This is a genomic window from Maricaulis alexandrii (assembly GCF_005871165.1).
GTDB classification, from domain to species: domain Bacteria; phylum Pseudomonadota; class Alphaproteobacteria; order Caulobacterales; family Maricaulaceae; genus Maricaulis; species Maricaulis alexandrii.
Genome location: NZ_SWKP01000006.1, coordinates 200,001 through 212,638, shown reverse-complemented (window position 1 = coordinate 212,638; position 12,638 = coordinate 200,001). Strand labels below are relative to the sequence as shown.

Below are 12,638 nucleotides of genomic sequence, written 5' to 3'. Positions count from 1 at the left end.
GATGAGTGGATTTCGCGGCTATGGCCGGCTTCAGGATGCCGAATGGCTGATGCGCGCCTGCCTGATTCTCAATCGGGACCGGCCCTCCCATGCCGATCCGATCACCGAGGATACTCCGCTCAACCAGGTCTATGCCCGTCAGTCGGCGGAGTTCGAGGCGCTGCTGACGCAGATCGATCCGGAAGGCGAGGTGGATCGCGAGATTTTCCCCGTCCTGGGCTTTTTCACTGCGTCCGAGAGCTGGCCGGTGGATATCATCTTTTCCATCGTGGCCGCCCTGGGCGTCTGGCTCTTCCTGCCCAACTGGTACGGCGTGGCGCATCTGGTGGCCTATGTCGCAATTGGCGGATTCGTGGCGATCCAGTATCTGCGCGCGCGGCGCAAGAAGGAGCGAGCGCGGGCCGAGATGATCCGGCTGGGCCTGGATCCGGCCAAGGAACACCCGCTGACCCTGCGCATTCTTGTGAAATTCCGTCGCATGGATGTGCCGCCGGGCGTCACCATCCACTGACAGCTCAGCGCTTCAGCCAGGCCAGTGCCTCGGCTCTGGTGCGGAAGACGCCGAAAACATCCAGCTCGGACGCGCGTGGCATCAGTGCCCAGGTTTCCGCGATCGGGACGGTGGTGTCCGACTGGATGACCCAGGCATTCTTGTTGGGCGGACCGGCGATCTCGGCCGTGTCCTCGAGCAGTTTGACGAATTTGGTCTGGAAGACGTCGATCGTCAGCTCCGACAGGTCGGCGCCCGATTCGACGATGATCAGGCGAACAACATCCGGGCCCCATTCCGGCGAATGGATCATTTCCATGTAGTTCCGGATGATTTCCTCGACCGGAACAACACCGGAGAATCGCGTCTCGAAGCGGCGAGCCTCGGCGTCAAAGCTGCGGGTATAGGGCATGGCGAGTGGTCAGGGTTGCGCCCGGAGCCTGCCAGAGGCTCCGGACTGACTATCCTGATGCGATCCTAGAGAACCGTCAGCATGCTCGCAACCAGAGGGTGGCGGACGATGTCCTTCGCCTCCAGGCGGCAGACCGCGATATCGTCCAGCGCCTCCACTTTCTCCGCGATCTGGGCCAGGCCGGACATTTCCGGCAGGAGATCGGACTGGGCCGGGTCGCCGGTCACGACCATGGTCGAGTTCCATCCCAGCCGGGTCAGCAGCATTTTCAGCTGCGTATAGGTGCAGTTCTGGGCCTCATCGACCACGACGAAGGCATTGTTCAGCGTGCGGCCGCGCATATAGCCGATCGGTGCAATCTCGATCAGGCCTTCCGCCATCAGGAGTTTGAGCTTTTTCGGCGACAGCCGGTCGGCCAGTGCGTCGTAGAGCGGCCGCAGATAGGGGGCGAGCTTTTCCTCCATGGCGCCGGGCAGGAACCCGATCGATTCGCCGGCCTCGACGGCGGGGCGGGACAGGACGATCCGGCTCACCGAGCCTGATTCCAGGGCCTCCACCCCTTTGGCGACGGCCAGGTAGGTCTTGCCCGTCCCGGCCGGGCCGAGCGCCATGACCATATTGTGCTCGTCGATCGCCTTCATGAGGGCGGCCTGACCGTCAGACCGCGGTTTCACATTCTTGATGAAGCGCTGGTCGCGCATGGGTTCTTTTTCGTCAGGGCTCCAGCTTGTGCCGGGGAACAGGGCCCGGACCTTGTCTTCCTCGGCCTGATAGTGCGCCGTGTTGAACTCACCGGCACGCTGACGACGTTTGACGTTACGCTTACCCATGGCTGGAACCTCCACACATGAAAAACCCCTCGGCCAAGCGGCGAGGGGCGAAAAAAGGACGGGGCTGCAGGGACAGTTCGGAGCACTCGAAGGGCGCAGGGCGCGTGGCGCCGGATCCTGGCGGGCTGGGTCGGTGTGCGGTCATGCCGTCTACCCGGGGCCTCCCTAAGGGTGCATCCGATGCGAAACGGGACGATCTGTCTTCGAATCGCGGTTACAGTCTCATTCTAACCCGGTGAAGAAGTTCTGAACGAGTACGTCGCGAATAATTCACGAAAATAAAGTGGGAGACAGGAATGGCCTTGTATGCATTGGGTGAGTCGGAGCCGCAGACCCCGGGCGAAGGAAAATTCTGGGTGGCCCCCGATGCCCAGGTGATGGGCCGGGTCACGCTCGGGGAGGGCGCCAGTGTCTGGTATGGCGCGGTGGTGCGCGGCGACAATGACCCGATCGTCATCGGCAGGAATTCCAATATCCAGGACGGATCCGTGCTTCACACCGATATCGGCTGGCCGATGACGATCGGTGAGGGCGTGACCGTCGGCCACCAGGTCATGCTGCATGGCTGCACGATTGGCGACAACACGCTGATCGGAATTGGGTCCACCATTCTCAATGGCGCCAAGATCGGGAAGAACTGCATCATCGGCGCCCATGCCCTGATCACCGAGGGCAAGGAAATCCCGGACAATTCCCTGGTCGTGGGATCGCCGGGCCGGGTCATCCGCACCCTGGATGACGATACCGAAGCCATGCTGCGCGCGTCCGCCGACCATTATGTCGAGAACTGGCAGAAGCACAGCACGCAGCTGCGCCGTATCGATTGAATCCGGAAAAAGAAAAGGCGGTGTGGGCCGGGCCTAGTGGGCGCGGCTCCACAATTCGCGGATATTCTGGTCGGCTTCCCGGCCCAGATTGAACCAGGCTGCCCGATCATGGGACGCATCAATGATCAGCAATTTGTCATCGCGTCCCAGAATGTGACTGAGTTCATTGCGCAGGACGGCCGAGGTCGTCGGCCCGCGCAGCAGCCAGGTGCCGGACGTGATCGGCTCCAGATCGCCATAGGCGGAGAGTGCATCGCGGAACTCTGCCGCGACGTCCGGCTGCAGTTCGGCAATGATCACGAAATTGGCCGGACGGGCGCCCGGCGTGACACGCTTCTCAGGCTTCGGCCGGTCTTCGGACTGGCCAAGCCATTCTTTAAATTCATCAATTTCCGAGGCTTGTGCCCATTCGCCATCCCGCTCGGCGGAGACTTGCGAATGCGCAGCGATCCGCCCTTCGGCAACGAAGGCGCGCATTTGCTGCGGCGTATAGGGGCCGTAAACACGGCCTTCGACTTTTACAAACCAGGACATTGCGATTCCGTCGTCGCGAGGCATTTCTTACGGCTCTTTCGCACTCAAACTTCTAACGTCTAGCTTTCAGCTACGGCAAGAATTGGGCCGCAATGAGAAAGCGTGACCGCAAGGGGGTTGAAAACGCGTCTTTTAATCAGGCTGCTTCAGGGTCGTTGGCTTCGGCCTCGGGGGGATCGAACACGACCGCGAAGCCATTGTCCAGAATTCGCGCCACACGTCCTGACATCTCACCGACACGCAGACGCTCTCCCACACGGGGGCGTTCCAGGCATTCAAAGCCAGCGCCGGTGACGGATACGTCGATCACATTGGCCTGGATGACTACGCCATCCGACAGGAGAATGCGTGCCCGGCCCCGTCCTGGTTTGCGGGGTGCGGCACGATCTTCTTCCAGGCCGAGCCGGTCCTTGTTGAAGCGCCAGGTGATCGCGTCGGCCAGCTTGTCGCGTTTGCGGGCCGTGGTCATGAAGGTGACGGAGAATTCCTGACCCTCGCGGCGGACGATCTGGCCCTCCACGCGTCCCAGTCCGGGAATCATCAAAACGATTCGGCTGCCTTCGCGCGGCGGCATGCGGCACAGGACGCGGGCGCCACCGGGCGAAATATCGATGACGCGACAGGCATTCTCGCCGGCGGCCTCGGACCAGAAGCGGCCGTGCAGTTGCAGCGGGACGCGGGCATGCCGGCGGCGCTCTTGCGAGCCCCGGGCTGCAATCCTGATCTTCCGGCGATCTAGACGGCCAGGCTCGTCTTGCATGGCAACACCCTTCTTGACCCGGCTACGTTAGCGTGCAGGCGTTAAGAAGGGCTTGCAATTACTGATCGTTTGCGACGCGTTGCACCAGGCTGGCATCGGACTGGGCCAGGCCCGGGAAGATCGTTGCCGGTTGGGCCGGCGGATGGATTTCCCGCAGCGCGGTCCGGATGACAGGGCGGCCCCGGAGATCCTCGGTCGAATCGAGCGGTTGGAACAGGCCCAGCATGCGGTCGATCTCGCCGCTCGGTCCGCGCAGCGGGAAGAAAGCGATCTCGACGGGCAATTCACGCTGATCCATCGACACGGCACGGGCGATCATCGAGGCCGGCGATGTACCGGAAATGGACGCTTCCAGAACGGCCTGGACATGGGTGCGGTCATGGCCGCGCCACAGCGTCAGGAAATTCTGGTCCCGGAACTCTCTTTTATAGAGGTCGCACAAATGCGTGCCGGCCAGGCGGAAGATATGGTGCTGGCTGTCTGCCCGCCACAGGATGAAGACATAGCCCAGAAGCTCGGAGATATCCTGCGGCTCGATATCAGCCCGCAGCGGGGCGGCTCCGCCCTGACGGCGGGTCTGCCAATAGGCATGCAGGGCTCGTGTTTGCGGGTGGCGCATCCCGTGGGCTCCCAAAACTCATCCAGATGACCGGCCTGTTCCGGTCCGGTGCGTTGCGGGACGGGATTACAAGTTCGGGGCCATACCCGCCCGGCGGGAACCCGGTTGCAGGGCATTCACCGGAGGCGCGAACTCCTGGCACGCGAAACGGTATGCGGATTGCAACGAAGGGGGGGAAGACCAAGGAGCAAGCCCATGCGCGTATCAGCCCGGCACGCTTTTCTCGCCCTGGCGGGAGCCGCGATTGCTTTTGTGACCGTTCCCGCGGTCGCATCGGCACAGTGTTGTGAACCGCCACCGCCGCCGACCACCTGCTGTGATCATGGCGGGGGGCACACGGTGAATGTGCCGAACGTCAACATCCATGGCGGCAATATCAATGTCGGCGTGAATGTCTCGACGCGGGTCAATGTGAACACCAATGTGAATGTCGACGCGTCAAGCAATGCCACGGCCAATGCCGGGGCTTCCAGTCGAGCCGGTGCCGGCGCCATCACCTTTATCGGGGGTGGCTCCTACACCCCGATGACGACCGCGCCGGCTGCCACGGCCATTACCGGTCTCAATGTGGTGGGTGTCGCGGAAGAAGCCGAATACGAATGGTATGAGGAAGAGCGCATCCGCTGGGTCGAGGAATGGCGGGTCGTCCGGGCCGTGTGCGTGGATGACAATGGAACACCGCATCCGGCGTCCCGCGTTGATGCCGATGAGCGTGTCGGCCGGTCCTATGAAGGCGAGATCTATCGTTGTATGGCCGGTACGGCGATGCAGACCACGATCGGCTGGGTCCGCGATGGCGAATATGACTGGTCCGAAGCGCCGACCATCATGTGCCGCAAGGGGGAAGCCCTGCGCCATGGTGCCGATGGCCGCCTCTACTGCCAGACCCAGGAACCGCGCCGCAATTGCAATGAACGCTCCCTGCTGCGCCGTCACGGCCCGGGTGTGAAGCTCATCTATATGCGCCGCGAGGAGCATTATACCGAGCGCATGCGTCGCGAAGTGGAACGCGAACGCCGCCAGACCGTTTCCATGACATTGATGCTCGACGGTGGCGTTGGCGGTTACCGCTGAGTCTTCAACAAACAACCACACTCACATGCCACTCGGCATGCCTGCCCCGGCTGGAAACAGCCGGGGCTTTTTTTGTGCGTGGATCGTCTTGGCCTCAGCGCCCTCCTTCTCCCCGGGGAGAGGGGGTGTTTTTCTTCCCCATTTGATGGGGAAGTGGGCCGATGCGCAGCATCGGGTCGAAGGGGCGGCGCGTCATCGCCGTACTTCCGGCGTCGCCGGCCCATCCGTCCCTGCGGGACACCTCCGCCGCGCGGCGGTGGAGGAAAACTTATCCCCACCCCCAACCGCCTCGCATAATCTACCTCCCGCCTCTTCACCACTCGAGGCCCGGCCCGGTCAGGTCGGGGGTGATGAGTTAGCGGAGCGTTTCGGACATCCGGATTGACCACCGGAAGGAAGGAGCGGCTATCGAGGGGGTCCGCTGGTTCCAAGGGTTGGAACCTGTACCCACCCGGTCTTGAATACCCGTCGAGAGGCGGGAGGAAATCTCCGTGTGCGGGACGCCTTTCGGCGTCACTCACAAATTCATTAGCGACGATGCCGGACGGCGTCCCGCACCCCTCATACCGCCAGCGTGACAGCGCGTGGCGTTCTTGGTGTGCCGGCAAAAGAAAACCCCGGACGCCACAACACGGCGCCCGGGGTTGTCCACCTTGCCCCCAGTTGGGTCAGTGGATGGCTCTAATTGCCCGAATTGGGCGTGATCGATTGATAGGTCGCCGAATTGCCGATCGCGGTTGCGGTCCCTGACATGGCCCCGCCGGTATTCATCCGGCCGGTCACATAGGCGTTCACGGCCGAATTATTCGTCTGGTTCGTATTGCCATAGGCGGTCACGGCGCATTCCGAACACACATAGGTCGTCGCGGCATTGCCAAAGGCCGTGGCCGAGGCCAGCACGGATCCGCCCGTGCCGCCGTCAAAGCTGGTCGTCGCCGTCACCACACCATTATTGGTCTGGTCGACACCCATATAGGCGTCCGCACCGATATTGGAGATGATGGCGGAATTGCCGACGCCCTCGGACGACAGGCTGACCAGGTCGATGTCGAAATCGCCGATGGCGACATCGGTTTCGGCGGTCACGTCGCCTTCATTGTCCTGCTCGCCCTGGATGTGGCCATAGCCCCATTCATTCTGCATCCAGGCCGAATTGCCGTTCGCGGAGGAGACGGCGGTCGTGTAGATCGCCCCGCCACCGGCGTCCGTGCCGGCGCGGGCCGTCACATCGCCGCGATTGTCCTGGTCGATATCGGCGACCTGGTCGGGGGCGAGATAATAGCCCTGGATCTGGGCGGAATTGCCGTTGGCGGCGCCGATGATATTGGCGGTGTTGCCCAGCCCGCCGGTCTCGGCGAGCACATAGGAATCGGCGGTGACATCCGCACCACTGTCCTGGCGCAGGGCCAGTTCATTGTGACCGCCATAGCTGACGGCGTCATAGGCATTGGCCGTCGCCGTCGCCGTGGTCACCGAATTCATGGCGTAGGAGTCGATCTCCAGCCGCGCCGATGCCGAGACCGTCGAGCCGTCGAGCGCCGTCTGTCCCACATCGGCATGCATGCCGTTATCATTGATGACGCTGACCGAATTGCCCTGGGCTGCCGCCGTGGTGATGGCGGTGCCGTCAATCGCGGTCGCACGGGTTTCAGCCTGCACGTCGACGCTGCCGGAAAAGGTCTGTTCCGACTCGATGTCGTGGTGTTCCACCACATCCACTGTCAGCGCATTCGCGGAGCCGATGCCTGTCATTGTGGCAGCGGCGGCCTGATCGGTCTCACCCCGGGCCGTCACATTGATGGCGGCATCCAGGTTGAGCTGTCCGTTCAGGATCTCAGTCGTATCGTCCGCGAAGGTAGCTGCGCACGTGCTCGTCGCGGCGATCATGCCCGCGATCAACAGTTTGGCGCGCTTGGACATTCGAGGTCTCCCGGGAGCCATAGGTCGAGGTGGCATTGACGCCGCCGGTGAAATTGGTGTGGCCGCCGCCATTCATGCTGCCGCCGATCGGATCGGAATAGACGCAGGCCGCGGCGGGATCGACGCCATAGAGTTGGGCCGAGATTTCCAGCACGGCGCGTTCAATCACGGAGCGCACGGCCAGCTGGACCGGCTCCAGGGAACGGCCGCCGCCGGAAATGTCGATCACGGCTTCGTCCCAGAAGGCGAACACGCCGGCGGAGATTTCGCGGCCGATGATCTGTTTCTGATAGGAGATGACGTCGACCGTCTCCATGGTGCGGGTCTCGTTGAGACGCAGGTCCAGGCCGATATTCATCACCCAGGCCCGGCGCGAGAACAGGCCCGTCGGGTCACTGTCGATCCGGTCACCGGCCAGAACATCCACGCCGTTGGAGCGGATGTTATAGTTCAGCTCGGTGATGCCACCGACCAGATGATAGTCCGAACCGGGCAGGGAGGCCGCATGGATCTGACGTTGTTGCCCATTGTCATCGCCGATCAGCGAATTGTTGGCATAGCGCAATTCCAGTTCCGACACGGAGGTGTCGAATCGCTCCACCAGGCGGACGCCCGCCTTGGCAAAGGCCGAGATCGCCATCAAGGATGCGCCCTGCGTGATCGCCGCGCCGCCTTCCAGCGAGGACCGGCCGGTATAGTCCGACAGTCGGCCAACCGCGATGCGGGGCGATTGCAGATTGTGTTCCCGGGCATAATTGGCCAGGCAAACCAGCGCTTCGGAATAAGGCGTCGGATTGGCGGTCACCGGTGCGCCACCGATCGGCTGGGCGTAGAGCCCGTCCGATCCGCCCGTGCGGGCGGTGGTCGCACAGCCCGTCAGCGCAAGCGCGCTGGCGAGTGTCGCCATCAGAATCTTAGTCTTGGTCATTGGCACTACTCACATTGCCGTTGGCATTCGCGTTGGCGTTGACGTCGCCATTATTGATTTGGGTCGAATTGACGATGACGGTGTTGTACCGGCCGGTGACATTGACGTTCAGCTGGTTGCCGATCGCCGTTGCGTTGGAGCCCACACCCCCGCCGAACAGGCCGGTCTGGGTGGAGACGCCGACACCGGTCTGGATGACCCCGTCGATGATCACGCGATTTCCGGCTTCCGACCGGGCGGCTGCTCCGGCGCTGGCACCGGCCCCGGACCAGGCCTGGGCCGACGTCGCCGTCGTGCTCTGGCCGTACGGGATTTCCCAGCCTGCCGTGCTCTCGACCTGTTGGGCCTGGGCCGCCGAGGCCGCCAGACTCATCGCAACGGTGAAACCGGCGGTGATGGAGAGCTTGCGCAGTGTCATGTCGTCGTGTCCTTTTAGACGCGTATTCACCGCTCGTACTGCAACGCGCGTGCCAGTAGGTGAGGGGCGCTAAACCTGTTCCCCTGTTGGGGGAATTCGCCTGAAAGACGAGTTCTGCAGGGCCGGTGGGCCAAGGCGGAACGCTTTTGTGGAGAGAAAGTGTGCCGCTACGGGACGGTCGCAGAGACCCGGTTTTCAATGCCATGCCACCCGCCGTCCTGATTCTGGCGACGGGGATCCTGCTGGTGGCGGGTGCGGAATATCTTCTGCCGGACGTGGGCCGCTGGATATTTTCAGCCTCGGTGTTGATCGAACCCGGACCCGGCCAGCTGGTCCCGCAACAACCGCTCGGCCCCTACGCGCCCTATCTCTTGCACGTCTTCATCCATTTCGGCTTCCTGCACATCGCCATGAATGTGGCCATCCTGATCAGTGCCGGACGTTCGGTCGGCATGGCCTTCGGGACCGGGGTGAAGGGATCAGCGGGTTTCCTGATCCTGTTTTTCGCCTGTTCGGTGATCGGGGCGGTGGCCCAGATTCTCCTCCATTCCGGAGAGCCCATGGTGATGGGCGGCGCCTCGACCGGTGTCTCCGGACTGATCGCGGCAGCCGGCTGGGTGATGGGCGGTTGGCGGGGCATGGCCCGGCTGGCCCTGCCCTGGATTGGGCTCAACATCATCCTGGCCTTTGCCGGCATGGCCTTTCCGGTGCCGCTGGCCTGGGCGGGCCATATCGGGGGAACTGTGGCGGGAATCATCCTGACGCCGATTGCGCTCGGCCTTTTCTCCGAGCGCGAGTTCTGATCACCAGACCCGGTCTACCCGCCGTTCACCGTCGACCACAAACCCCTTGATCTGGGCCGCACCATTGCGGTTCAGGGCCAGGATCAGGCTGACGCCGGTCTCCCCGTCCGCATTGCGTTCGCGCAAGCGGTCCTGCAGGGCCAACGCCCGTTCCTGCGAAGCGAAGTAGCGCTCGATATTATAGTCGACCCGATAGACATCGCCCGGCACGACATGGTCCGAGCGCACCCGCCCCTCCATGTAGAGCCCACCCTCCGGCCGTTCGGCCTGGATGCCGCCGGCTGTCACATGACCGGTCGGGCCGGTGTCCAGCAGGACGAAGATCCGGTCACCGCGGTCAAATCCGGCCCCGGCATCCAGCGTCCCGGACTCCAGCCGGTGAAGCGGTGTGCGGATATTGGCGTAATGCCCCAGGAGGATGTCCCGCGGATCATAGCCTTCGACCGGCACCAGGACTTCGGTGCCCTGCGAGCGATGGATCAGGTTCTGGCCCAGCATGAGAGCCAGGAATCCGGTCATCACGGCGCCGATCAGGCTGAGGCGAAGCGTGTGGCTCATGACGCATCTCCCCGGTTGGCGTGAGACGGTCGGTGCTGCCAGCGCATCAGGCCGAATCCCAGGGCAAACAGGATAAGCCCGCCCACCAGGAAGAAGAGGGCGGTGTCCAGCAGGCCGCCGAAGGTCTCGAAGTAGACATAGAGGGTCTGACCGATGAAGGCGCAGATCCCGATCACGCCCGCCGCCCGGGACCCGGTCCGGCTGCCTTCGAGAATCAGGACCACGCAGGCAGCATAGAGACAGGCGCCCAACAGGATTTGCAGCCCGATTCCGTCCCATGCGGTGCCGTAGGCGAAGGGGAGGGCGAAAAGCGCCAAGGCTGCGATGCCCAGACCGGTCGCAGACCGGGCCTGCATCCGGCCGGTGCGAACCCGCCAGGCGGACAGCGCCCCGATCAGGAGCAGAGCCGGGAGTGCCAGGGGCAGGTAAAGCCCGGCTTCTTCCAGAGCGCCCATCGTATTGCGGTCGGACAGGCCGGGCTGGATCAGGATGGCCAGGCCGGCCGTGGTCACCGCCAGCCAGGCGGCCAGACTGCCACCGCCCAACACGTTCCGGTCCCGCAGCTGAGCCGCACCCAGGGCGAGCAGGCCGAAGACCAATACGGCGGCGACCTGAAGAATCGCGGGTTCCAGATCGGTCATCTCCCGGTATTCGGCCAGGCCATGCCCGACCCACAGGACCAGGGCGAAGGCCAGAAGGTGGATTGTCACCCGCGATTCCAACCGGATCGCGAGTGCCAGGCTGGCCAGCCACAGCGGCAGATAGAGCCAGAGCGTGCCGGTGACGAAGGGATTGGCAATTTCCAGCCCGGCCCAGAGTGCGCCGAGCAGGGCAGACAGGATGAGGACGGGACGGGAGGGCAGGATGATCGCTGTGGCCAGGCCCGCCAGGCACCAGACCAGAACGGCCGTGTTGCGATAGGAGGCCAGGTTGAAGGTCTGGGCGGTCAGGAGAATGGCGACACCGAACAAGGCGACGCCCAGCACGGCCAGGGCATGGCCCAGCGCCGTGGCGCCCCGGTCAAAGGCCTGTCCGGCCCCGGCCAGGGACAGCCAGAGCGGAATGAGGATAACCCCGCATCTCGCCAGGCGCGGCATGCCCTCCCAGTTTGCCGCCACAAAGGTGAGGGCCGACAGGGCCAGCAGGACCGCGCCGAGAATCGTCAGTGCGCCCGTGGCGGTCCAGTGACGATGATGGGCGCCGGCATCAGCGAGAATGGTGTCCCGCCGGCCGGGGTCGACCCAGCCCTGCTCGATCCAGCGATCGAGATCCTTCCCGAGACGTGACAGATATCCCACTGCGGACCTCCCGATTAACCGCGCCTGCCGGAAAGGTTGGCCGAGCCGGGAAGCCCTGTCCATGAAAGCTTGATTCACAGGCAGGCCCGCCAAGGTTTCGCGAATTCGTCCCGTGCGCAGACTTTTCGTGTTATCGTGCAACCGTTCCGGCTGACTGAAGGCCGGGCAGCCTGCAGCGAAGGGAGGGCTGGACATGATTGTTGAAGCGATCCTCAGAACAAAGGGGAATGACGTCGTCACCCTTCATGAGACCGCGAGCCTGGGGGATGCGTCTCGGACCCTGGATGAGCACGGGATTGGTGCTGTTGTTGTTGTTGACCGTCAGGCGCGGCCGGTCGCGGTCCTGTCCGAACGGGATATTGTCCGCGAAGTTGCCCTGCACGGGGCTGCAGCGCTGGACCGCCCGGTGTCCGAAGCCATGACCTCGGTCTTTGTGACGGCCCGCCTGGATACCGGGCTCAATGAACTCATGGTTCTGATGACGGACCGCCGGGTCCGGCATGTCCCCATCATGGAGAAGGCCACCATGCTGGGGCTGGTTTCCATTGGGGATGTGGTGAAAGCCAAGATCGCAGACATGGAAGCGGAAACCGCTGCGTTGCACGCCTATATCCGTTCATGACATATTTGCTGCAGACGGGGAGGCCTGCTCTCATTGGCTTCCCCGTGTGTCGGCTGCGAGCTTCTGCAGGAATCTCTGGGCAGGGGGGTTGCGTCCTGAGCGGCGTCCTGTAGAACCCCGCTCACACCGGCGCTGCCGCAGCGGTTTTGCCCTTGCGGACCAGCGTCGTTTCTATATCATGCGAGGTCTTGTCGTCTTTTCAGAGAAGACCGGTGCTTCAAACCGAACGCACCGGGCAGTAAATTTTTCGCCGATTTTTCGGGTCCGAACTACAAACTGCACATCTCTGAGAAATGTCGATTGACTTCAAAAACGGCGCGGCCTAAACACCGCGCTCCTCGCCGGGAGGGCCTCTTCAAACGGGCCGGAACGGAGAGGGGAAGCCAGCCGGTTTCCAGTGTTACATAGGCGCCTTAGAAAATCCTGCGCCGGTCGAAATTCTTCGGAAATTTCAATCGGATGGGGCGCGCTGCACAAACACTGAAAAGCTTGGTTGACTTCAAAACAGGGTGGTTTAAAAGCCGCCCTCCTCGACGGGATGGCCC

The 12,638-nt window shown here is 63.2% G+C and carries 15 protein-coding genes; 5 read left to right on the top strand and 10 right to left on the bottom strand.

Annotation, left to right across the window (positions count from 1 at the left end; all coding sequences use genetic code 11):
• The first annotated feature begins 1 nt into the window (after position 1).
• Positions 2–511: a hypothetical protein gene (locus FCS99_RS07340; RefSeq protein ID WP_138511431.1), complete on the top strand. Its 510-nt coding sequence runs from the start codon at positions 2–4 to the stop codon at positions 509–511.
• A gap of 4 nt (positions 512–515) precedes the next feature.
• On the opposite strand, the gene FCS99_RS07335 is transcribed toward FCS99_RS07340, so the two are convergent.
• A complete protein-coding gene (locus FCS99_RS07335) occupies positions 516–902 on the bottom strand; it encodes a hypothetical protein (RefSeq protein ID WP_138511430.1) in 387 nt (128 codons plus the stop codon).
• 65 nt (positions 903–967) lie between these two features.
• Positions 968–1,732 carry a PhoH family protein gene (locus FCS99_RS07330; RefSeq protein ID WP_138511429.1) on the bottom strand — a complete coding sequence of 255 codons (765 nt, stop codon included), beginning with the start codon at positions 1,730–1,732 and terminating at the stop codon, positions 968–970.
• A 296-nt stretch (positions 1,733–2,028) separates the two neighbouring features.
• Between FCS99_RS07330 and FCS99_RS07325 the strand changes: the two genes are divergently transcribed.
• Positions 2,029–2,559, top strand: coding sequence for a gamma carbonic anhydrase family protein (locus tag FCS99_RS07325; protein ID WP_138511428.1), 531 nt, complete (start codon positions 2,029–2,031; stop codon positions 2,557–2,559).
• A 33-nt stretch (positions 2,560–2,592) separates the two neighbouring features.
• Here the strand turns inward: FCS99_RS07325 and FCS99_RS07320 are convergent, their stop codons facing one another.
• The 3 genes from FCS99_RS07320 to FCS99_RS07310 form a co-directional block, all read right to left on the bottom strand.
• Positions 2,593–3,093, bottom strand: a complete 501-nt coding sequence (locus FCS99_RS07320; RefSeq protein ID WP_233352699.1) for a DUF4339 domain-containing protein — start codon at positions 3,091–3,093, stop codon at positions 2,593–2,595.
• Positions 3,094–3,229: 136 nt separating this feature from the next.
• Entirely contained in the window at positions 3,230–3,853 is a 624-nt protein-coding gene (locus tag FCS99_RS07315) for a PilZ domain-containing protein (RefSeq protein ID WP_138511426.1), read from the bottom strand.
• 58 nt (positions 3,854–3,911) lie between these two features.
• Complete coding sequence (locus tag FCS99_RS07310) at positions 3,912–4,472, bottom strand: PAS domain-containing protein (RefSeq protein ID WP_138511425.1); 561 nt, start codon at positions 4,470–4,472, stop codon at positions 3,912–3,914.
• A 195-nt stretch (positions 4,473–4,667) separates the two neighbouring features.
• Between FCS99_RS07310 and FCS99_RS07305 the strand changes: the two genes are divergently transcribed.
• Positions 4,668–5,546, top strand: coding sequence for a hypothetical protein (locus tag FCS99_RS07305; protein ID WP_138511424.1), 879 nt, complete (start codon positions 4,668–4,670; stop codon positions 5,544–5,546).
• Positions 5,547–6,227: 681 nt separating this feature from the next.
• Here the strand turns inward: FCS99_RS07305 and hfaD are convergent.
• Genes hfaD through hfaA form a run of 3 tightly spaced genes read right to left on the bottom strand, consistent with a single transcriptional unit; the run spans position 6,228 to position 8,812 of the window.
• Positions 6,228–7,466 (bottom strand): holdfast anchor protein HfaD, encoded by a 1,239-nt coding sequence (gene hfaD / locus FCS99_RS07300; RefSeq protein WP_138511423.1) that lies wholly within the window; start codon positions 7,464–7,466, stop codon positions 6,228–6,230.
• The gene (gene hfaB / locus FCS99_RS07295; protein WP_456085643.1) at positions 7,381–8,400 is read right to left on the bottom strand and encodes a holdfast anchoring protein HfaB; all 1,020 of its coding nucleotides are present in this window, start codon (positions 8,398–8,400) and stop codon (positions 7,381–7,383) included. Before hfaB ends, hfaD begins: the two co-directional genes overlap by 86 nt.
• Positions 8,381–8,812, bottom strand: a complete 432-nt coding sequence (gene hfaA, locus FCS99_RS07290; RefSeq protein ID WP_138511421.1) for a holdfast anchoring protein HfaA — start codon at positions 8,810–8,812, stop codon at positions 8,381–8,383. The genes hfaB and hfaA overlap by 20 nt, the downstream gene beginning before the upstream one ends.
• Before the next feature lie 203 nt (positions 8,813–9,015).
• Here hfaA and FCS99_RS07285 point away from each other — a divergent pair, with 203 nt between their 5' ends.
• Positions 9,016–9,615 carry a rhomboid family intramembrane serine protease gene (locus tag FCS99_RS07285; RefSeq protein ID WP_138511420.1) on the top strand — a complete coding sequence of 200 codons (600 nt, stop codon included), beginning with the start codon at positions 9,016–9,018 and terminating at the stop codon, positions 9,613–9,615.
• Here FCS99_RS07285 and FCS99_RS07280 read toward each other — a convergent pair whose 3' ends face one another.
• Positions 9,616–10,173 (bottom strand): GDYXXLXY domain-containing protein, encoded by a 558-nt coding sequence (locus FCS99_RS07280; protein ID WP_171036280.1) that lies wholly within the window; start codon positions 10,171–10,173, stop codon positions 9,616–9,618. It lies immediately after the preceding gene.
• On the bottom strand, positions 10,170–11,471 hold the full coding sequence (locus FCS99_RS07275; RefSeq protein WP_171036279.1) for a DUF2157 domain-containing protein: 1,302 nt from the start codon (positions 11,469–11,471) through the stop codon (positions 10,170–10,172). The genes FCS99_RS07280 and FCS99_RS07275 overlap by 4 nt, the downstream gene beginning before the upstream one ends.
• Before the next feature lie 193 nt (positions 11,472–11,664).
• Between FCS99_RS07275 and FCS99_RS07270 the strand changes: the two genes are divergently transcribed.
• A complete protein-coding gene (locus tag FCS99_RS07270; protein ID WP_138511417.1) occupies positions 11,665–12,093 on the top strand; it encodes a CBS domain-containing protein in 429 nt (142 codons plus the stop codon).
• Positions 12,094–12,638: the final 545 nt, after the last annotated feature.

Coding starts and splice junctions, on each gene's coding strand:
- FCS99_RS07340 (WP_138511431.1), top strand. CDS start 2: ATGAGTGGATTTCGCGGCTATGGCCGGCTTCAGGATGCCGAATGGCTG.
- FCS99_RS07335 (WP_138511430.1), bottom strand. CDS start 902: ATGCCCTATACCCGCAGCTTTGACGCCGAGGCTCGCCGCTTCGAGACG.
- FCS99_RS07330 (WP_138511429.1), bottom strand. CDS start 1,732: ATGGGTAAGCGTAACGTCAAACGTCGTCAGCGTGCCGGTGAGTTCAAC.
- FCS99_RS07325 (WP_138511428.1), top strand. CDS start 2,029: ATGGCCTTGTATGCATTGGGTGAGTCGGAGCCGCAGACCCCGGGCGAA.
- FCS99_RS07320 (WP_233352699.1), bottom strand. CDS start 3,093: ATGTCCTGGTTTGTAAAAGTCGAAGGCCGTGTTTACGGCCCCTATACG.
- FCS99_RS07315 (WP_138511426.1), bottom strand. CDS start 3,853: ATGCAAGACGAGCCTGGCCGTCTAGATCGCCGGAAGATCAGGATTGCA.
- FCS99_RS07310 (WP_138511425.1), bottom strand. CDS start 4,472: ATGCGCCACCCGCAAACACGAGCCCTGCATGCCTATTGGCAGACCCGC.
- FCS99_RS07305 (WP_138511424.1), top strand. CDS start 4,668: ATGCGCGTATCAGCCCGGCACGCTTTTCTCGCCCTGGCGGGAGCCGCG.
- hfaD (WP_138511423.1), bottom strand. CDS start 7,466: ATGTCCAAGCGCGCCAAACTGTTGATCGCGGGCATGATCGCCGCGACG.
- hfaA (WP_138511421.1), bottom strand. CDS start 8,812: ATGACACTGCGCAAGCTCTCCATCACCGCCGGTTTCACCGTTGCGATG.
- FCS99_RS07285 (WP_138511420.1), top strand. CDS start 9,016: ATGCCACCCGCCGTCCTGATTCTGGCGACGGGGATCCTGCTGGTGGCG.
- FCS99_RS07280 (WP_171036280.1), bottom strand. CDS start 10,173: ATGAGCCACACGCTTCGCCTCAGCCTGATCGGCGCCGTGATGACCGGA.
- FCS99_RS07270 (WP_138511417.1), top strand. CDS start 11,665: ATGATTGTTGAAGCGATCCTCAGAACAAAGGGGAATGACGTCGTCACC.